Source organism: Deinococcus aetherius (assembly GCF_025997855.1).
GTDB classification, from domain to species: domain Bacteria; phylum Deinococcota; class Deinococci; order Deinococcales; family Deinococcaceae; genus Deinococcus; species Deinococcus aetherius.
The window spans coordinates 407,750-426,790 of sequence record NZ_AP026561.1; the positions used below are offsets into that span (position 1 = coordinate 407,750).

Annotated in this window: 15 protein-coding genes and 2 pseudogenes; 5 read left to right on the forward strand and 12 right to left on the reverse strand. The window is 68.1% G+C overall.

What is annotated here, in order from left to right; all coding sequences use genetic code 11:
• Positions 1 to 234: 234 nt before the first annotated feature.
• Both DAETH_RS18040 and DAETH_RS18045 read right to left on the reverse strand, forming a co-directional pair.
• On the reverse strand, positions 235 to 582 hold the full coding sequence (locus tag DAETH_RS18040; RefSeq protein ID WP_319993749.1) for a winged helix-turn-helix domain-containing protein: 348 nt from the start codon (positions 580 to 582) through the stop codon (positions 235 to 237).
• A 250-nt stretch (positions 583 to 832) separates the two neighbouring features.
• Positions 833 to 1,459 (reverse strand): TetR/AcrR family transcriptional regulator, encoded by a 627-nt coding sequence (locus DAETH_RS18045; protein WP_264777501.1) that lies wholly within the window; start codon positions 1,457 to 1,459, stop codon positions 833 to 835.
• A gap of 86 nt (positions 1,460 to 1,545) precedes the next feature.
• Between DAETH_RS18045 and DAETH_RS18050 the strand changes: the two genes are divergently transcribed.
• From DAETH_RS18050 to DAETH_RS18060, 3 genes are all read left to right on the forward strand, one after another.
• Positions 1,546 to 2,214 carry an NADPH-dependent F420 reductase gene (locus DAETH_RS18050; protein WP_264777502.1) on the forward strand — a complete coding sequence of 223 codons (669 nt, stop codon included), beginning with the start codon at positions 1,546 to 1,548 and terminating at the stop codon, positions 2,212 to 2,214.
• Between the two features lie 20 nt (positions 2,215 to 2,234).
• Positions 2,235 to 2,729, forward strand: a complete 495-nt coding sequence (locus tag DAETH_RS18055; RefSeq protein ID WP_264777503.1) for a nuclear transport factor 2 family protein — start codon at positions 2,235 to 2,237, stop codon at positions 2,727 to 2,729.
• Positions 2,730 to 2,939: 210 nt separating this feature from the next.
• Positions 2,940 to 3,800 (forward strand): SDR family oxidoreductase, encoded by an 861-nt coding sequence (locus DAETH_RS18060; protein ID WP_264777504.1) that lies wholly within the window; start codon positions 2,940 to 2,942, stop codon positions 3,798 to 3,800.
• A 35-nt stretch (positions 3,801 to 3,835) separates the two neighbouring features.
• Here the strand turns inward: DAETH_RS18060 and DAETH_RS24775 are convergent.
• From DAETH_RS24775 to DAETH_RS18110, 10 genes and pseudogenes are all read right to left on the reverse strand, one after another.
• Positions 3,836 to 4,950 (reverse strand): IS630 family transposase gene (locus DAETH_RS24775; protein ID WP_264777505.1). Its coding sequence is split into 2 segments (ribosomal slippage): positions 3,836 to 4,533 and positions 4,533 to 4,950, totalling 1,116 coding nucleotides; the frame shifts between segments, so codons are not numbered across the junction.
• Positions 4,951 to 5,075: 125 nt separating this feature from the next.
• Positions 5,076 to 5,562 (reverse strand): annotated as a pseudogene (locus DAETH_RS18070) (hypothetical protein).
• 85 nt (positions 5,563 to 5,647) lie between these two features.
• Positions 5,648 to 7,567 carry a glycoside hydrolase family 127 protein gene (locus DAETH_RS18075; RefSeq protein WP_264777506.1) on the reverse strand — a complete coding sequence of 640 codons (1,920 nt, stop codon included), beginning with the start codon at positions 7,565 to 7,567 and terminating at the stop codon, positions 5,648 to 5,650.
• Positions 7,568 to 7,697: 130 nt separating this feature from the next.
• Positions 7,698 to 9,344: a hypothetical protein gene (locus DAETH_RS18080; protein WP_264777507.1), complete on the reverse strand. Its 1,647-nt coding sequence runs from the start codon at positions 9,342 to 9,344 to the stop codon at positions 7,698 to 7,700.
• A gap of 1 nt (position 9,345) precedes the next feature.
• Entirely contained in the window at positions 9,346 to 10,230 is an 885-nt protein-coding gene (locus DAETH_RS18085) for a carbohydrate ABC transporter permease (RefSeq protein ID WP_264777508.1), read from the reverse strand.
• Entirely contained in the window at positions 10,230 to 11,177 is a 948-nt protein-coding gene (locus DAETH_RS18090) for a carbohydrate ABC transporter permease (protein ID WP_264777509.1), read from the reverse strand. The genes DAETH_RS18085 and DAETH_RS18090 overlap by 1 nt, the downstream gene beginning before the upstream one ends.
• Positions 11,178 to 11,224: 47 nt before the next feature.
• Positions 11,225 to 12,553 (reverse strand): ABC transporter substrate-binding protein, encoded by a 1,329-nt coding sequence (locus DAETH_RS18095; protein ID WP_264777510.1) that lies wholly within the window; start codon positions 12,551 to 12,553, stop codon positions 11,225 to 11,227.
• Between the two features lie 197 nt (positions 12,554 to 12,750).
• The gene (locus DAETH_RS18100) at positions 12,751 to 13,770 is read right to left on the reverse strand and encodes a LacI family DNA-binding transcriptional regulator (protein WP_264777511.1); all 1,020 of its coding nucleotides are present in this window, start codon (positions 13,768 to 13,770) and stop codon (positions 12,751 to 12,753) included.
• Positions 13,771 to 14,157: 387 nt separating this feature from the next.
• Positions 14,158 to 14,307, reverse strand: a pseudogene (locus DAETH_RS18105) (IS701 family transposase); the annotation flags it as partial.
• A 334-nt stretch (positions 14,308 to 14,641) separates the two neighbouring features.
• Positions 14,642 to 16,681: a hypothetical protein gene (locus tag DAETH_RS18110; RefSeq protein ID WP_264777512.1), complete on the reverse strand. Its 2,040-nt coding sequence runs from the start codon at positions 16,679 to 16,681 to the stop codon at positions 14,642 to 14,644.
• Positions 16,682 to 17,066: 385 nt separating this feature from the next.
• Between DAETH_RS18110 and DAETH_RS18115 the strand changes: the two genes are divergently transcribed.
• Positions 17,067 to 18,080 (forward strand): LacI family DNA-binding transcriptional regulator, encoded by a 1,014-nt coding sequence (locus DAETH_RS18115; RefSeq protein WP_264777513.1) that lies wholly within the window; start codon positions 17,067 to 17,069, stop codon positions 18,078 to 18,080.
• A complete protein-coding gene (locus tag DAETH_RS18120) occupies positions 18,077 to 19,030 on the forward strand; it encodes an ABC transporter permease (RefSeq protein WP_264777514.1) in 954 nt (317 codons plus the stop codon). Before DAETH_RS18115 ends, DAETH_RS18120 begins: the two co-directional genes overlap by 4 nt.
• The last annotated feature ends 11 nt before the right edge of the window (positions 19,031 to 19,041 follow it).

The following is a 19,041-nucleotide window of genomic DNA, read 5'->3' on the forward strand; positions in this document are numbered from 1 at the left end:
GTGGGAAGACGAGATCAAGACGGACTCCTCGTGTGGGGTGGCGTTGTGCCCAACGTAGATTCACGGTGTCAGGACATGATGAGGTCGACGACACCACAGGGCCAGGACGCGGCAGGGGAAAGACGGGCCCAGCGTCCACCCCCGGGCGGTGTGCCCGTTGGGCGGGGTATTTGCTGGCGGTGGGTGGCCCGTCGTCCGGCCTCCGGTGGCCGTGAGATTGCGCCGCCCCCTCCCTTACCCTCCCCAGCGCCGCATGCGGTAGCCCTGGCCGCGAACGGTTTCCAGCAGGGTGGGGTGGGCGGGAGTGTCCTCCAGCAGGGCGCGCAGTTGGGCGACATGCTGGTCCACGGTCCGTCCCGTGTGCACGACCGCCGGGCCCCACACCCGTTCGAGCAGCTCTGTCCGCCCGCAGACGACCCCCACGTGCCGCGTCAGGAAGGCCAGCAGGTCGAACTCCCGCCGCGTCAGGGTGAGCCGCCGACCGGCGAGGTGGACCTCGGCGGCGCTGAGGTTCACGCTCAGCGGACCGTTCGTGAGGACCTCGGGCCCGTCGAGGCTGGCCCGGCGCAGGAGGGCCCTCACGCGGGCCACCATGCCGGCTGGCCGGACAGGTCACGGCGCTGATGGACGCGTACGGTTTCGACGGTGTCTACCTCGACATCACCGCCGCCTTTTTCAACGGCCCGCGTCCCGGATGCACCGCCGCCGTTTCCTCCCGGTCCCCACCACCGCCGGGGACGACGCTACAAGAAGGTGGGAGGAACGGTTCGAGGGAAGCTTTCCCGAGCGGGGGGACCCGCGCCGCTGTAGTGGTGCCTGCCCCTCGGCAGGGTCACGGGGCGCGGTCCGCCTCAAGCAGGGCGCGGACGGTCGCCTGTGCACGGTCGGCGGCCTCCGGGTCCCGCTGGGCGCGGGCGACGGCGGTCGCGCCCTCCAGCAGCATCAGGACCTGCTCGGCGAGTGCGTCCGGGTGCTCGGCCCCCGCCTCACGTGCCCACCTGCGCAACAGCCCCAGCACCCGCTCCTTGTGCCCCGCGAGGATATCTCCGGCGGCATGCCCCGGGTCGGGCAGGGCGGTCACCACATTCGTGAGCAGGCAGCCGCGAAAGTGCGGCAGCGAAAACCACTCCCGCAGGGCGTCGAACACCGCCAGAAGGCGGGCTTCAGGGTCAGGGGCAAGGCGCTCGACGGTCTCTTGCAGCCAGGCCACCCAGCGCGCGTCACCCTGACGCATGTACTCCAAGATCAGCTCGTCCTTGCTTCCGAAGTGTTTGTACAGCGTGGCCTTGGCGACACCGCTCTCGGCGATGATCTCGTCCACGCCCACGTTCGCCACGCCCCTGCGGTAGAACAGCACACGGGCCGTTTCCAGAATGCGGTCACGGGCGCTGAGCCTGACCCCACCCGGGGCGAAGGTGGGGCCACGCGGCGTTCGGTCGGCTCCTCCAGCCTGAGTCATGTGAGCCAGTCTACATATAGACCGTTCTGTCTAGTGTTACCGTGCCCACCAAAGGGTAGACGGACCTGTCTACCTGGAGGAGGAAGATGAACATTGCGATGTTGGGCAGCGGCGGTGTGGGGCAGACGGTGGGGAAGAAGCTCGCGGAACTCGGGCACGAAGTTGTGATCGGCACCCGTCACCCCGAGCGGCTCGACGAGAAGAAGGGCTACGCGGGCAGTCTGCGCGAGTGGCGGGAGAGCACCGGCGGGCGGGGACGGGTGGCGACCTTTGCGGACGCGGCGGCCCACGGGGAGATCGTCGTGAATGCCGTGAGCGGCCTCGCCACCCTGGACGCCCTGCACGCGGCGGGCGAGGCGAATCTGCGCGGCAAGGTGCTGCTCGACCTTGCCAACGAACTCGACATGAGCGGCGGCGCGCCGAGGTCCCTCGCCACCGACACGCGCTCGCTCGCCGAGGACATTCAACACGCCTTTCCGGAGGCCAGGGTCGTCAAGAGCCTCAACACCATGAGCGCCCTCGTGATGGTGGACCCCGGCCTCGTTCCCGGCGGGGACAGCACCGTGTTCCTCAGCGGCGACGACGCGGGGGCCAAGGCGCAGGTGGCGGACTTGCTGCGCGACCTGGGCTGGCGGGACATCCTCGACCTGGGAGACCTCACGAGTGCTCGCGGCGCCGAGATGCTGCTGCCGATCTGGCTGCGGCTGTGGCAGCAACTCGGCACGGCGACCTTCAACTTCAAGATCGCGCGCTGACCCTGGTCTGGAGGACGCTCATGAGGACCGCACCCCTTGGCACCCTGACGTTCGCGCTGATCACCGTCGCCACCGCCCAGACGCCGACCCTCAGCGAGGCCCAGGCCCGGCAGGTTCTCGACCAGCTCTACAAGGGGGATTACCGCGACGCTTTCGTGCAGAAAAGGCCCGAGCTGTTCCTGCGTCACATCCCCGACGACTTCCAGTCGGTGCAGGTGGACGGGCAGACCTTTGACGCGGCGGCGCTCCGCCAGTTTTTCCCAACTCAGTTCCCGAATATGGTGCGGACCATCGAGCACAACGTGACCATCGAGGACGTGGACGTGCTGCCGGGCGGCACGGTCTCGGCCATCGTCACGCTGCACACGTTGATCGAGTTCCGGGGCCGAGGTGGCAACTACCTCGTGAACACGGTCGGCACGTACCGCGACGACTGGCAAAACCGGGGTGGAAGATGGGTCGAGGTGCGGGGCCATCAACTGCGCAACCAGACCACCACCGCCCCTCGCCCCTGACAGACGTGCCGATCAAGGAGCCCCTGTGCCCCTCCGCGTCGCCCTCGTGGTCGGCCCCGACCTCGACCTGCTCACCGCGCGGTCCGGGGCACGACGAGCGCGGGCGCGTCCTGAAGCTGGACGTCTCGAACGAGGCCGAAGGGCGCCGCGCCGCAGGGCAAGGAGCGCGGGTGGCCAGCGCCCCTCGCGTCCGAACAAAAGGAAGTCCGGATGAATGAGAGAACAATCCTGGTGACCGGCGCCACCGCCGGACTGGGCCGGGCCGTCGCCCTGCAACTCCTGGCAGCCGGACACCGCTTGATCGGCACCGGGCGCAACGAGGCCGCGCTCGAACGTCTGCGGGTCGAGGTCGCCACCGACCGCTTTCTGGGACTGCGCATGGACGTCACCCAGCCCCAGGAGATCGGGCGGGCGCACGCCGAAACCCTGAACTGGACGGCGGGACGCGGCGTTGACGTGCTGATCAACAACGCCGGGTACGCGGCGATGGGCCCCGCGACCGACCTCTCGGACGCGGACCTGCGGGCGCAGTTCGACACCAACGTGTTCGGCGTCATGAATGTGATTCGCACCTTCGTGCCCGAGATGCGGACGCGCCGATCCGGGCGGATCGTGAACGTCAGCAGCCTCGCCGGGCGCATGACCTTTCCCCTGGGCGGCGCGTACCACGCGAGCAAGTACGCGCTCGAAGCCCTGTCCGACGCCCTGCGCATGGAACTCGCACCCTTCGGGGTGGAGGTGGTGGTCGTCGAGCCGGGCGCCATTCGCACTGAGTTTGCGGGACGCAGCCTGGAACGGATCAACGAGGCCAAGCGGACCGACTCGCCCTACGCCCCGATCCTGCGCGACACGGCGTGGCTGGAACGGGCGGCGACGGCGGGCGCCCAGAGTGCCGAGACCGTGGCACGGGGTGTGGTTCGCGCTGCCCTCGCCCCGCGACCGCGCGCCCGGTCCGTGCTCGCCCCGAACGGCAGGCTGCTGCTGGGGTTGTTCCGCGTGCTGCCCACAAGCGTCACGGACGCCACGCTGCGCCGGGCGACCCGGCTGACCCCCGGGCAACTGGAGCTGTGAGCTGGACTAGTGGATAACCACAGACATAGCTAGGCCTAATTTTGGGACGGATATTGGCGGCTTAATTTCACTCGTGCCTTGTCTGTATTGAATTGCCAGCTCACCTTAACTGACCGAGCATTTCGATCCGCTTCCCAGGCTTTAACTACATTGTTGAGTTCCTCAGAGGTTGCCAACCGTCGTCTCAAGCACTGTCGCTCCAAAACTGACCATTCCATTTCCGCCATGTTCAACCAGGAAGCGTGCTTCGGCGTGTAGACCCATTCAAACCGCCTCTTCAAGGCGTTTGCTTCGTCGGGCGGGAGGTGCTGGTACAACGAGGACGGCGTGTGCGTGGACAGTTGGTCCAGCACCAGGCGAATTGTCTTCGCCTCGGGGTAGCGCAAGTGGAGAGCCTGCATTTGTGCCACGAACTCCTCGCTGCTGCGACGTTCGGTCACGGTGACTGTCCGCTGCCCGGTCAAGGGTTCAAAAGCAATGAAGAGATTGGCTGTTCCACAACGCCTGTACTCGTAGTCCACCCGTGCCGGGACACCCGGCACGGGTGGAAGCGGTTCAGTGATGTGCGCCAACAATTGATAGGACTTCTCGTCGAAGCAGACCACGGGGTACAGTGGATCATACGGCTCAGCGTACGTGTCCAGCACCTCTTCCATGCGCCAGACGAAGTCAGCGCCGACCTTGGCGATGCACCAACTCTGGACTTGCCAGGGCTTCAAGTCGTTTTTTTCAGTGTTCGCCGTATCGTCTCATCACTGATGCTTTCCACTACGCCCAGCGTCACCAAACGATCTGCAAGGAGTTGCATAGTCCACTTGGCTTGCCCATCTGGACCTCCTGAACAGGCTTCTGCAATCAGGATTGCTGTCTCCTTAGGGCCCAGTTTTGACGGCGGTTTCGGACGAGCCTTCTCGTACAAGGCGGCTTGCAGCCCACCTTGAGCGTATTTCTTCCGGATGCTGGCGACCGTCAAATGACTGATGTCCAGCCGCTCGGCCACGTCGTCATCCTTCAACTGTTGGTCAGTCAGAAGCAAGAGACGTGCGCGGGTCATGACCCGCGCACTGATCACGCCCTTTCGCGTCATGTCGGTAAGTTGACGACGCTCCTCATCGCTGAGCGTCACGACAAACTGCTTCCGCCGTCCCATACCCTCATCTTAGACCTTCTCTTGTCTGTGGTCGACCACTAGTGGGTCGGTTGGCACACTTGAGTGGTTCCTGAGACGGGCGATGTCGAGGGCGAGCATGAACACAACAGACTTTTTCGCCCTCATCATTCACCGCGAATAGGGGTTGATCGGGAGGCGGTTCTAGGGTAGGGGGGCAGGTCGCGCAACTTGAGATTGTAGGCTAAGACGATCAAGGCGACTTTGAGCCGTAAGCCTGACAGCGTTTTAACCTGCCCCCAGTGCAGCCCGGCAACGACCAGGGCCGAGAACACCGACTCGATGATCTTGCGTGCCGCTGCGTATTCCTCTTTCCAGCGAGGGTCAGGGCGCTTGGCGTTCGTCTTGGGTGGGGTGAGATACGTCCCGGACTGCTCTTGAGCCGAACTCGCGCCTGGACCTCGGATGGAAACTGGGGAAGTGGTTGAGCTTGAGAAACCGCCACCACCGGCTGAAGTACGGCACCTTGTGAAGCCGCTGGAGCACCGCCACCGCGATCAATTCAGCGTCGCTGATCTTCTCGTGCCGGTGGATCAGCTTGGGGGGCATTTGAGGGACCAGCCGCTGGGTCAGGAGTCGGAAAGCGTCGCACAGGCTTCGCGGTCACTCAGTGTCACCACGAACTGCTTTCGACGTCCCATGCACCCACCTTAAGCCTGCTCTTGCCTGTGGTCGTCCCCTAAGGACCCTGCACCCGGCCGGTGGGCACGAGGCGCGGAAACTCGGCCACCCGCAGCCGCGCACTCCCGAAGGGTACGAGGCACACGGGATCCATCGGCAGGCTCGAGGTGAAGGGGCTCTCGGGAGGTGGGGCCGCCGAGTTCAGGGCCAGCCCCCACGACTTGATCCGCGCGCCCCGAGCCCACACCCGCAGCGGGGCTGCGTCGAGCGCGAAGGGCACGGGGCTGGGCGGGCGGCGCTCCACTCGCCACTCTGCGCCCGGGTCCAGAAAGAGGCCGAGGTTCCACGACCTGCGCGGCCGCACCTCCCAGTCCCCGAAGCGCGAGTCCGGGCGGGGAGGGTCGTCCGACACCCGGGTCCACGTCTCGCCAGGCGAGTGCGCCAGGACGAGGGGCCCGACCATCAGGCCGCACGCGCCGCGCTCCCGCTCGACCACCCGCACCGGCATGGGGAAGGTCAGTTCGGCCGTATCTCCGTCCCGCCACTCGCGCTCCAGACGAACGAAGCCGCGCCCGTCGGGCGTGAGGGTGGTGGCTTCACCGTTCAGCCGTACCCGCGCCCCCTCACACCAGCCGGGCACACGCAACTCCAGCGGAAAGCGGGCGGGCGCCGCCGCCTCCACGGTCAGCCGCACGGTCTCCCCGAACGGGTAGGTGGTCTCGCTCGTCACGCGCACCCGCTGGCCTCCCAGCTCGGCCGTCACCTCGTTCGGCCCGTAGGCCACCGCCGCGAGCCCGCCGCCCGGCGTCCCCATCCACAGGCTCCGCACGAACTTGGGCCAGCCCTGATGCAGGTTGGCGGTGCAGCACCCGAAGTGCGGCTCCAGCGCGAAGAGGTTGGCGTCGTCGCCGCTGAAGGACCAGTCGCGCGTATCCACCGAGACGAGCACCTGATTGGCCTGCTGGTGGTACTGGTGGGCCGTCATGTCGGCGGTGCAGCTCGCGGGCAGGGCGCTGTATGCGACCGTCTCCAGGCGGTCGGCGTACTTCCCGGCCCCAAACACGCGGGCCAGGTGTTCGAGGGTGAACATGTACTCCACCACCTCGCACGTCTCGGCCCCGTGGTGCGGCTCGGTGCCGCCCAGCCACTCGTCCCCGCTGAAGACGCCGTGCACGAGTCCGTGTTTCTCGTCGAGGTTGGCGAGGGCCGCGTCGGTGATTTCACGCTGCCGCTCGTCGCCGTCCAACAGAAAACGCAGGGCGGGCGTCTTGAGCCCCATCGCCACGTTGACGCTGTGCGTGAGGTGGCTGAACTCCCGGGCGGGGCCGTCGATCAGGTGTTCGGTGAGGTACTCGCCCCAGTCGGCCGTCTGTTCAAACAGGAGACGGGCAAGGTCGAGCAGCCACGCTTCCCCCGTCCGCTCGAACAGCCAGTAGACGCTCAGCACGTTGTCCGCACCGCGCATCTGGCCCCAACCGAACAGGGGCCTGTGCGGCAGGTGGGCGAGTTGATACCGAAAATAGCGGGTCATGAACGGCACCACCCGCCTGTCCCCAGTCGCGTCCGCATGCTGGGCGAGCACTTTGAGGGCCACCATGCGCGGCCACCAGTCCTCGTTGCTCGGGGGGCCGAAGAAGCCGTCCTCGCGTTGGGAGGCGAGCATGGCTTCGACCCAGACCTTCGCCTTAGCGAGCAGCCGCGCGTCGCCGAGCAGGTGGGCGAGCGGGAGCAGCCCGTCGAGATAGTACGGGCCGCGCTCCCAGTCCTCGCCGCCGCCGCCCAGCCAGGCGGAGTTCGGGCCCACGTCCGCCCACAGGTCGTCGAGGTGCCCGGTCAGGCCGTCCGCCTGCAAGCGGAGCTGGTCGAGCAGCCAGCCGCGCGGCCGCACGGCACCGAGGGGCAACTCGCGCAGGGCGGCGGGCGCCAGGGTCGGGGGAGGCGCGGCGGGGGAGAGCGGTTGGGCCTGGGCATCGAGCATGGGTTCTCCGGGGTGGACCGCTGTGGTGGAATGGGGGGATGGTTTTTCCTCCTCCCCCTTGCCGGGGAAGGCCGGGTGGGTGAGCGAGAGAGGACCCGTCCTGGAACGCCCAGCTTGCTCCCGAGAGGTCTTAAGGCGTCAGCACGGGTGCCCTCAGAAACCGCCGGGCATACTCGCGCGCGTCGCCCAGGATGGCCTTGACCTCGCCGGGCGCTGCGGCCAGCGTGTCCTCCACGATGGTCACGGTGGGGATGACCCCGCGCCGCACGGGCGTGCGCCGGATGGGGTTGAGCCCCAGTTCGTGGACCCCCGAACTGCCCCGCCCCGGGTCGCCGAGGCACAGGTGGCCGAACGAACGGGCGTAGGGGTCGAACAGCCCGCCATACGGTTCGTCGTGGTGGTGCAGCAGGCCGTCGGTGTGCCCGGACTGGGTGAGCGGCACGGCGAGCGAGTGGGCGTCGTACCAGCCCTCGCCCGCCACGAGCAGGTCGGGGCGCCCCTCGCGCAGCCGCTCCACCAGGCGCCGCAGGCCCGGCAGGGTGTCCCAGCGCGGGTCGTTCACCCACGCCGCCGAGATGTCGAGGAACGCGCCGTCGAAGCCGTAGCGGTCGGCGAGCCCGGTGACCTGCTCCACGAGGCGGCCCTGCCAGCGGGGGGCCCCGGGATTCAGGAGGGCGCCCCAACCGTGGTCATAGTGCCGGGTGCCGTCCCAGTCCACCGAGCCGCCGTTCATGTTGCCGCCCGCCGTGGTGTGCCGGGAGGTCTCGCCCCACGCCTCGAAGTTCGGCAGCCCGCAGTTGACCACGTTCAGGCCGAACATGGGCATCAGGTGCACGCCCAGGGCCCGCGCGCCGTCGCACAGCCGGGCAAAGCCCTCTGCGCCGCCCATGCGCTCGTCGGGGCGGTAGTCGCCGTACTGCCAGTAGTAGCGGCCCTCCCACCCCGGCAGGTAGGCCAGGATGCGCCGCCCCTCCAGCCGCTCGGCGAGCCAGCGCAGGGTGTCCAGCATCCGCGCGTAGTCGTTGAAGACATAGCCCGAGTAGTGCTGTCCGTGGATCGCGGCGACGAGCGAGATGTCGCGCGCCCAGGCGGGAACGTCCGGGCGGGTTTCCCACCGCTGAAGCTCATGCGCCGTCTCCAGAAAGCGGGCGTGCTCGGTGAGACTGGCCTCCACACTGGAGGTCGGGCCGACCTCCCAAGTGGGGACGCGGAGCGTGCGGCTGGACCGGGTGGCGAGTTCGTCGAAGATGAGTTCGAGGTCGAACAGGCCCTCTCCCTCCAGCGGGCGCGGGACGAGGGCAAAGCGCTTCTCGCGCACCTCGGGGTCGAGGGAGCGGGCGCACAGCAGGGCTCCCGAGCTGTCCTCGACCACCACGAGCGGCGTGTACAGGCCGCGCCAGCCGTCGGGGTAGCGCAGGACGAGGCCCGTGGGAGGAATGCTCCTCGGCCCCTCGCGGAGGTGAACGAGGCGGCGGGGCCGTTGCCCCTTCACCACGAGCTTGATGCCGCGGATGGCGTGGGGCGCCGTGGCCTCCAGGTCGAAGCGCACCCGGTCGCCGTGGCGCCCCGCCCGCAGACGCACGCTGCCGGGAGCGCGCTCCTGCCCGCCCGCCCAGGTCAGGCCGTCACAGTGAAGCTCGAAGGTCTCCCCGCCCCGCGTCTCGCACCGCTGGGGATCGAGGCCGTACAGGTGCTCGGGGGTGAAGACCTGCACGGCGAAGGTCAGGCCGCCGTAGGTGAAGGTGGGGTCCCTGGGGTCGTAGCTGAGGTCCTGCACGTTACTCCTTGAGCCCGGTGAGCGTCAGGCCCTCTTCGAGGTAGCGCTGGGCGAACAGGTAGGCGACGAGCGCGGGCAGCGCGGTGAGGGTCGTTCCGGCCATCAGGGTGCCGTAGGTCGTGGCGTAGATGCCCTGGAAGGAGGCCAGCCCGGCGGGCAGGGTCGCCATGTCCCCGTGCACGACGTACAGCGGCCAGATCACCGAGTTCCACGCGCCCAGGAAGGTGAACACGGTCAGGGTGGCGAGGGCGGGCTTGCTGAGGGGCACGATGACGTGCCTAAAGACTTGTAACGAGTTCGCCCCGTCCAGCCGCGCGGCCTCCTCCAGCTCGAAGGGGATGCCGGTGAAGAACTGCCGCAGCATGAACACCCCGAACGCTCCGCCCATCGAGGGCCAGATCAGGGCGTGATACGTGTCGATCCACCCGAGCTTGAGCATCATGATGAAGCTGGGAATCAGGGTGGTCAGGCCCGGCACCATCATGCTGGAGAGGATGAACCAGAACCACGCCTCGCGCCCCCGGAACTTGAGCCGCGCGATGGCGTAGGCCGCCAGCGAACAGGTCAGCACCGTGCCGAAGGTGAACGCGAGGCTGGTAAAGGCCGAGTTCAGCGTCCAGCGCACGACCGGGCTGTCGGGCGAGGTCAGCACCCGCGCGTAGTTCTCCAGGGTGGGGCTGTGCGGATACCACTGGATCGGCTGGGCCACCGTGTCGCCCTCGGGCTTCAGGGACGTGGCGATCATCCAGTACACGGGCGCGAGGAAGATGATCGCCTGGAGGAGCAGCAGGACAAAACGCAGGGTGGAGGAGGTGAGGTGCGCCCGGCGCCTCGTCCGCGTGGCGGCCCGGGTCCTGGGCGCGGCGGATACCCACGGCGCGGCCACTAGCGCCGTCCCCCGATGTCGCGGATCATCAGGCGGAACTGCACGGCCGTGAACACGAGGAGCACCCCCGCGAACACGAAGCTCATCGCCGCCGCGCTGGAATACTGCACGTTGGTAAAGGCCTCGCTCACGAGGTACTGGATGACGCTCAGGGTCGAGCGGTTGGGCCCCGCGTTCGTGATGAACACGCTCTGGAAGAAGAGGCCGAAGGCGGCCAGCACCGTCGTGACCGTCACGAACAGCGTCGTGGGCGAGAGCAGCGGCCAGGTGATGTAGCGGAACTTCGCCCACGAGGTCGCGCCGTCGAGGTCGGCCGCCTCGTACAGGCTCTGGGAGATGCCCGAGAGCGCCGCGAGGTACACCGTCATATTGAAGCCCACCGACGCCCACACCGTCGCGGCGAGGATGGGCACCCAGGCCAGGCCCTCGGTCGTGAGGAAGGGAATGGTGTCTTGCCCCAGGCCTGTAAGCACCGCGTTCACGAGGCCGCTCTGGTTGTCGAACAGCCAGCGCCACAGCACGCCCACGACGGTCCACGACAGCACGCCCGGCAGGAAGAACACGGCCCGGAAAAAGGCCCGCCCGCGCACGGGCCGGTACAGTTGCAGGGCGAGCGCGAGCGAGTACGCCACCAGCAGGGGCACGCTCAGGACCACGAAGAGGGCGGTGTTGCGCATCGCCAGCCAGAACAGGTCGAACTGCGGGCTCTGGCGGTCGAACAGTTGGCGGTAGTACTCCAGCCCGACGAAGGGCTGGGTGGTTGCCACCGGGTCGTAGTGGTGGGTGCTCACGTACACGCCGAACAGGATCGGAAACACGATGAAGGCGAGAAACAGCGCGCCGTGCGGCAGCAGGTACAGGTACGGGACGAGCGGGTTGGCGTCGTTCAGGGCGAGGAGGCCCCCCCGGCGGGGGCGCTCACGGGGCCGGTTCAGGCTCAGGCTCATGGGGACCTCGTGGGAGGAGCGGGGGGAAACGGCCCCGCCCCCGGTCTTCAACGGAAGTTCTTCCTCGCCTGGTTCACCAGCTTGCCCGCCTCGGTCTCGCCGTCGCGCAGGGCGGTCCTGATGTCCTTTTTGCCGCTCAGGGCGTTGTCCCAGGCGCCTATCCACGCCCCGCGCACCTGATCGACCCAGGGAAAGCCTGCCTCGATCTGCACGTCGTTCAGGCCCCCGAACAGCTCGGCAAGCGGCGTATTGTCGTAGCTCTTGTCCTTTGCCACGACGGGCATGGTGGGCATCGTGCCGCCCTGGTTGAAGTACAGGTTGTTCTCGGGCAGGGTGAACCAGTTGATGAAGTCCAGCGCCGCCGCGCGCTTGTTGGGATCGTACCCGGGCCGCTGCTTCGGCAGCACGAGGTACCCGCTGCCGCCCCACGCGGTCTTGCTCTTCCCGCCGAGCTGCGGCAGCGGCGCCACGCCGAAATTCAGCCCCTTCTGCCCCTGGTAGTTCACCATCACCCAGGTGCCCGTGATGGAAAAGCACTGCTTGCCCGAGCGGAAGGCCGCCTGCTGGCTGTCCTCGGTCATGTTGGTAGGCGAGACGTTGTACCGCTTCACGAGATCGCCCACGAAGCCGAACGCTTGGGCGGCCTCAGGCGTGTCGAAGCGGGCGTCGTAGGTCTTTTCGGTCACGCTGTTGCCGCCGTTTTGCAGCAGCACGGAGTACGCCAGGGTCGCTCCGAAAAAGCCGTTGGGCACACCGACGCCCCAGGTCTGGAGGTTCCTGGAGTCGAAGCCCGCCTGGCCCGGCTTGCGGCCCGCCTTGTCGGTGGTGCACGCCTGCGCCGCCCTCAGGAACTCGTCGCGGGTGCGGGGAGCCCGGCTGACCCCCGCCTTCTTCAGCAGGTCCTTGTTGTAGAACATCGCGAAGGCGACGTTGTACACCGGCACGCCGTACGATTTACCGCCATACGTCGCGCCGTTCCACAGCGCCGGGTAGAAGCGGGCTCGGTCGATGTTGCCCTGCTTCAGGAGGGGAGGCGTGAACTCCTCGATGACGCCCCGCAGGCCGTTGGGAATCGTCATCGTCTCGATGAGCGAGGTCACGTCGGGCGCGCGGCCCCCCGCCACCAGGGCGGGCAACTGCTGGGCGATGGTGTCGCCGGGTGGGGTGGTGACCCGCACGGAGACGTTGGGGTGCGAGGCGTTGTAGCGCTTCACGAGTTCGTCGATGTACTTGCGGTTGTCGCCGCTCTGGCCGTTCCAGAAGGTGATCTCGACTCGCGGGCCGGTGTAGCTGCTGCGGTACCCCGTCTGCGCGAGGGCGAACAGGCCGAACGAGGCCCCGAGGGCGAGGGCGAACGTGAGCGGTGCTTTTTTCATGGGCTTCCTCCGGTCCGGGCTCGACAGGCCCGGTGTGGTGGACTGGTTCCGGTGCCCTTGAGGAGACACCTGAAGAAAAAGGCAGCGCAACCGACGCGGGCGCGGGCGCCGGCGGCAGGAAGGGATGGGGCGGTGGGCCCTCTACGTTCCGGGGGTCCGGTCGGGCGGACCGCGCCCCAAGTTCCGCTCCAGCCGGTTCACGACGCCCCCCCGGCCGCACCGCTCGACGCGCGCACGACAAGGTCGCACGGCAACCGGTGCACGCCCTGCCGCCGCTCGCCGTCGATGAGACCCAGCAGCGCCGTCGCCGCCTCGTGCCCGAGGTCGCGCAACCTCATGTCCACACTCGTCAGGGGCGGCACGGTGGCCTCCGCGATGATCTCCCAGTTATCGAAACCCACCACGGCGATGTCGTCGGGAACGCGAACGCCGCGCTCACGCAGGGCCCCGGTCAGGCCCAGCGCGATCTCGTCGCTGCCGCAGAACACGGCGTCGATGTCCGGATCGGTGCTCAGGAGCCGTTCTGCAGCGGCGCGGCCCCAGGTGGCACGCCACGGCCCGGACAGGACGCGCCGCTCTGGAAACGCCAGCCCCGCCGCCACCAGCACCTCCCGCACGGCCTCCTGGCGCAGGCCCACGACCTCGTAGTCCCGGGGCCCGGTGACGTGGGCGATGCGGCGCCGTCCCAGGCCCACCAGATGCTCGGCGGCGAGGCGTGCGCCCTGCGCGTCGTCGGGCACCAGGCACAGGGCGGAGTCGTCGGGCACGCGGGCCAGGGCGTACAGCACAGGCACGCGCGAGCCCAGCAGGTCGAGCGGGGGCCGGGGGTCGGTCCGGTTGGCGGTGACGATGATGCCGTCCACCCGCTTGGAGAGCAGCGAGGCGACGTGCCGCCGCTCCCGCTCCGAATCGTCGGCGGCGTTGCACAGGAACACCGAGAGTTCGGCCGTGCCCAGGGCATGTTCGATGCCCTCCAGCAGCGGCATGGAGAAACGTCCGTAATTGTCGGTGGAGATCAGCCCCACCATGAAGGTGCGCTTGCGGTGCAGGCTCTGCGCGAGATCGTTGGGCTGGTAGCCCAGTTCCTCGGCCACGGCGCGCACCCGGCGCCGGGTCTCGTCGCGGAGCTGGCCCTGGCCGTTGAGCGCCTTCGATGCAGTGCCGATGCTGACGCCCGCCGCGAGCGCGACGTCCTTGATGGTCGGGATAGGATGCACCCCTCCAGTTGACCTCAGTTGCCTCACGCTTGTGTGCGTCACCCACCCTCCCTCCAAGGAAAAGCTTTTCTTCGAGTGGCCGACCATGGGGCATGTAAGGAAAACCTTTTCTTCGACGGTGCGGCGATTGTAACCTCATGCGGGCGAGAAGGCAAGGGGGATGAGGTGGAAAGACCATGGCGAGGGGAGAAAAGCTCGTCCGGCAGGGGACGCTGAGGGCGCCGACCGCCGCGATGTGGACCACCCAGCGTTCGGGCAGGCCTCCGTTGGGACGGCGGTGTGGGTGCGATGAGTGGGACTGATGTAGGCTCACACTCCTAGGCCAGGGTGAGGAGCAGCGGGGTGCTGGCAGGCCTGACCGGCAGACGGATGGACCAGGAGGAGCGCGGCCCGGCGCAGCGCTTTTTTCGTCTTTAGGGTCAGAAAGAACCCCGGCGCAGCCTCCAGGCTGCGCTGCTGAGAGGGGCTGCTGGGGACAGCGAGGAGCGCGTCTGCCAGAATGGATGCGCGCTCCCCGCGAAGCTTGAGGTTCCACACCCCCTCTTTCTCGCGTCTGGGAGCGCTCTTTCGCTAACGATTCAGGTGCAAGTTCTGAGTTCAGGTCACGACCACGGGCACAAGGTTTCCCTCTACCTACACGCTCGGATCACCAACCTCCACCGTCCTGCCCGTCGCCGTCGTCCCCAGCAGTAAAGAAGCTTTCAACATCTGGCGTGAAGTGGTGCACCGGGTGGGCTGAACTTCAGCCCACTCGTGTCCCTGCTTCTCCTCAACTTCAACTTGTCACAACCCACGCCCGGCTTCGGCCTTGAATTTGGGCTGGGGCCGGGCGCAGGGAAGCGCCGGTACAGGGGACGGTTAGGAACGGGCGCTAGGGCAGGATCACAGCCCGGTCAAGGTCGCTGTAGGTGCCGAGACTGTTGTCGGGCTTGGTGCCAGTGACCCGCACCCGCAGGGTGTGTCCGCCGGGGGAGAGGGGGCCACTGCGGTACGCCTCGACGTCGCCGACGTGGGCGCCGCAGTAGTTGCTCACAGTTGTCTCGGGCCCGAAGTTTGCGGCGTTCGCGTCGCCCACCGACACGGCGAGGTTGCCGCCGCCGCCGCAATTCAGGCGCAGCTTGACCTGAGTCCCCGTGAAACGCAGCAGGGCCGCCGCGTTCGCCACGTTACTGTAGTGGCTGGTCCCGGCGTAACGCCCGTCGCTGTTCCCCCCTGACAGGCTCCAGCCGCCCTGGTACTCCCACTGGTTCTGCCCGGTGCCGACGGTGTTGTCGTCCACCGTCGTCGAGGCGGTGGTGGACACGACGGCCCGGTCGAGGTCGGCGTAGGTCCCCACGCTCGCGGTCGGCTTGGTGCCGGTCACCCGCACCCGCAGGGTGTGCCCGCCCGCAGGGAGCGCGCCGCTGTCGTACACGAACTCGTCGCCCTGGTGGGAGGCGCAGTAATTGCTCGCGGACGTCTCGGCCCCGAAGTTCGCTGCGTTCGCGTCCCCAATGGACAGGGCCAGGTTGCCCCCGCCCGTGCCGCAGTTCACGCTGAGCCGCACCTGAGTCCCCGTGAAGCGCAGCAGGGCCGCGGCGTTCGCCGTGTTGCTGTAGTGGCTCGTGCCCGCGTAGCGCCCATCCTGGTTCCCTGTGGACGTCCCCCAGGTCCCCTGATACTGCCACTGGTTTTGCCCGGTGCCTGTCAGCCCGTCGTCCACCACGGTGTCCCCGCTCGTGTCGCAGGTCACGGTGCGGCGGGCGATGTTCGTCGGGTTGCCGTTCACGAACTGGACGTAGTAGATGAAAAAGGTGCTTCCGGCGCGCGCGTCGTCCCCGTCGAGCCCCACCGTCCGGAAGTAACCGACATTGTTCTCGGTAAAGAGGCCCTGCGTGCCGCCCCAGTTCACCCCGTCGGTGGACTCGATCAGGTACGCGCCGCCCCCGGCGGGGTCGCTGTTGCGCGAGCCCACCGCGATGTATCTTCCCAGGGCCGTGTTGTACACGGAGGCGAGCGTGCCGATATGGGCGTTGCCGTTCAGGACCAAGCTGGCGTCGCCGCCGAGGCCGGGCTGCGACCAACTGCCGTTGTAGTACTTGGAAAACGCGGGCACGTTGCCGCCCGCCGCCGCCGCGAGCACGTCACTCAGTTTCGCCCGCGCCGCCGTCATCCAGTACGACGTCGACCAGTTGGGGTCGTACTCGGTGCCCTGCTGCTCGGAGAAGTACACCACCATGTAGTCGGTGCCGCCGTCGTTGACGATCTGGAAGATCGTGTTGGCGATCAGGGGCCAGGCAGTCGAGGTGGGGCTGTACGGCACGTGCGGTGAGACGATCTCGCCGAGGTCATACCAGGTGTTCCCGCCGTCGGTGGACCGCGCGAGGCCGAGGCGGTTGTAGAAGTTGTTGCCGCCCGCCTGGTCCTGCTCGCTGTGGTAGAGACCGATCCAGTTGTTGCTCGCCGCCCGGTAGACCTGCACCACGCCGACGTAGCGGCGGTTGTTCGCGCGGTTGTCGTATCCGCCGCCGCTGCCCGCCTTGACGTTCTGCGTCACGCTGCCCATGGTCGCGCCGTTCGCGTCGGGGTCGTCGAGCGTGCCGGTGAGGTACGAGTTGTACGCCCCGCCGTAGAAGCTCTGAAAGCCCGTGCCGAGGAACTTGAAGGTGTTGTTGCCGTTCGGAATGATGTCGAAATTGTTGTCGGGAAAGGTGCCCAGGCCTGCCCCGCCGTATTGGACGACGGTGGCGCCGCTCACCTGGGGGCGGCAGATGGCCGTCATGGTCTGGGCCTGAATGGGGGCGTTCGGTCCCCTCGCGGCAACGTCCGCCTGGGGCGTGCCCGGTCGGCTGCAGGCCGCAAGATTGAGGGCGAGCAGGCCGGTCAGGAGGCTGGACCGGAGGCGGGGAACGCGGGTGCGTGGCTGAGTCATGCTGTGTCTCCTGAGGGGGCCGCCGGGCGGCCCAACGGGGCGAACGAAGGAACGCCGGGGGGCGCAGAACCTCCTTCACAGCAGGAACAGGAGTGAACTGACCGTCCGTACCGGAGGGCAGGACGTGAGCGTGGGCAGCAGGGCCGACGTTCAATGGCCTTGAACGTTCAAGACCGTAAGCCAGGATTGTGCGCGGTGTCAAGCCCCCCCGGGCATGGATCACCCGCCGTGGGGCAAGCGCAACCGTTGGCTTTGCCACAGGCATGGGGTGTAATCCCGGTTCCCACCCCCGTCCCGCGCAGGATGATCCCAACCTTCTTGACAGTTCGGTGGCACGGGCGTACGGTGGCCTTGATCGTTCAAGTTCTTCACCCTGGAGGTGTGTGTGGCCCGAGCCACTCTCAAGGACGTCGCCGCCCGCGCCGGCGTCTCTTACCAGACCGTGTCCAACGTCGTCAACGGCCAGAACGGCATGAGTTCCGCCACCCGCGAGGTGGTGCTCCAGGCGATGGCGGCCCTCGACTACCAGCCCAACCACGCCGCGCGGGCCATGCGGATGGCCCGCGCGAACACCATCGCCTACGTCGTGTACGCACCCACCGCCGCCTCGTTCGCCGACCCCTACGTTGGGCGCATCCTCGACGGCCTGCACCGCACCCTGCGGGGAGAGCGTTACGACCTGATGACGCACGTCCTGGCGAGCACGGACCCGGAGGAACTTGACGCGCTGCGCGCCCTGTTCCGCGGCGGCCGGGTGGACGGCGCGGTGCTCGTCGCGGGCCAGGTCCCCGACGACCTCGTGACGGCCCTCGCCGCCTGGCCGCACCCGCTCGTGACCTTCGACCTGGTGCGGGAGGGCGGCGCCCCGGGGGTGACGGCGGCCCACCGCGACGGGGTGATGGGGGCGGTCGCGCACCTCGCCGCGCGGGGCCGCCGCCGCATCGCCTTTGTCGCGGGCCCCTCGCCCTCGCCGCACTCGGTCGCGGCGCGGCGCGAACAGGGCTACCGAGACGGGCTCGCCGCCGTCGGTCTCCAGTACGACCCCACCCTCGTCGTGGAGGGCGACTGGAGCCACGCGAGCGGGCGCGCGGCCCTGGGGACGCTGCTCACGCGCGGCGAGCGGCCCGACGCGGTGATCGCCGCGAGCGACGCGATGGCGGTCGGGGTGATCGGCGAGGCCCGATCCCGCTTCATGCGAGTGCCCGAAGACCTCGCGGTCGTGGGCTTCGACGACTTCGACTTCGCCACCTGGGTGGATCCGGCGCTGACCACCGTGCGCCTGCCCGTGCAGGCGATGGCCGAGCACGCGGCGCAGGCCCTGCTCGCGCGGATCGCGGGCGAGCCCACGCCTGCTGGAGACGTCCTGCCCGTGTCGCTCGTCGTGAGGGGGTCGGCGTGAGGAGGCCGCTCGTGAACGGGAAGCTCACCCTGCCGCGCGCCGAGGCCCGCCCCCGCCGCGTCCGGCACCTGCGCGCCCACCTGCCCCTCTACCTGATGGTCCTGCCCGCGCTCGCGTCGGTACTCGTGTTCAACTACGCGCCGCTGTTCGGCCTCGTCATCGCCTTTCAGGACTTCTCCCCCTTCCGGGGCGTCCTGGGCAGCGACTTCGTGGGCTGGCAGAACTTCCAGGACGCCTTTCGCAATCCCTTTTTCGTGAACGCGCTGAAAAATTCCCTGATCATCTCCGGCCTCAAGCTCGCCGTGGGCTTTCCCGCCGCCATCGTGCTCGCCCTGCTCCTGAACGAGGTGCGCGCCCGCTGGATCAAGGTCACCGTGCAGACCGCCACGATCCTGCCGTTCTTCATCTCCTGGGTGGTGGCGGGGGCGATGTTTCGCAGCCTGCTCGCCCCGGACGGCGCGGTGAATGAACTGCGCGCCGGGCTGGGCCTGACCCCGCACGCCTTCCTGTCCGACCCCTCGGCTTTCCGCCTCGTGCTCGTCTTGCAGGACACCTGGAAGTACGCGGGGTACTTCGCGGTGCTGTACCTGGCCGCGATGGCGGCCATCGACCGAGCGACGTACGAGGCCGCCGAGATCGACGGTGCCTCGCGCTGGCAGCAGATGCGCTACGTCACCCTGCCGGGAATCAGCAACACTATGGTCACGCTGCTCGTGATCCTGATCGGCTACCTCGTCTCGGCGGGCTTCGAGCAGGTCTACGTCATGTACAACGTCTCGGTCTACTCGACGGCCGACATCCTGGAGACCTTCACCCTGCGCCTGGGCCTGCAGCAGAGCAACTACGGCCTGGCGACCGCTGTCGGCCTCTTCCAGGGCGCGATCAGCCTGCTGCTCGTGGGCGCGGCCAACCTCATCGCCCGGCGCGTGCGCGGCCAGGGCCTCTTCTAAGGAGGGATGCG

Excerpts from the sequence above, each read along its gene's own strand:
- DAETH_RS18110 (WP_264777512.1), bottom strand. The coding sequence starts at position 16,681 with ATGACTCAGCCACGCACCCGCGTTCCCCGCCTCCGGTCCAGCCTCCTG.
- DAETH_RS18095 (WP_264777510.1), bottom strand. The coding sequence starts at position 12,553 with ATGAAAAAAGCACCGCTCACGTTCGCCCTCGCCCTCGGGGCCTCGTTC.
- DAETH_RS18075 (WP_264777506.1), bottom strand. The coding sequence starts at position 7,567 with ATGCTCGATGCCCAGGCCCAACCGCTCTCCCCCGCCGCGCCTCCCCCG.
- DAETH_RS18090 (WP_264777509.1), bottom strand. The coding sequence starts at position 11,177 with ATGAGCCTGAGCCTGAACCGGCCCCGTGAGCGCCCCCGCCGGGGGGGC.
- DAETH_RS18050 (WP_264777502.1), top strand. The coding sequence starts at position 1,546 with ATGAACATTGCGATGTTGGGCAGCGGCGGTGTGGGGCAGACGGTGGGG.
- DAETH_RS18060 (WP_264777504.1), top strand. The coding sequence starts at position 2,940 with ATGAATGAGAGAACAATCCTGGTGACCGGCGCCACCGCCGGACTGGGC.
- DAETH_RS18055 (WP_264777503.1), top strand. The coding sequence starts at position 2,235 with ATGAGGACCGCACCCCTTGGCACCCTGACGTTCGCGCTGATCACCGTC.
- DAETH_RS18045 (WP_264777501.1), bottom strand. The coding sequence starts at position 1,459 with ATGACTCAGGCTGGAGGAGCCGACCGAACGCCGCGTGGCCCCACCTTC.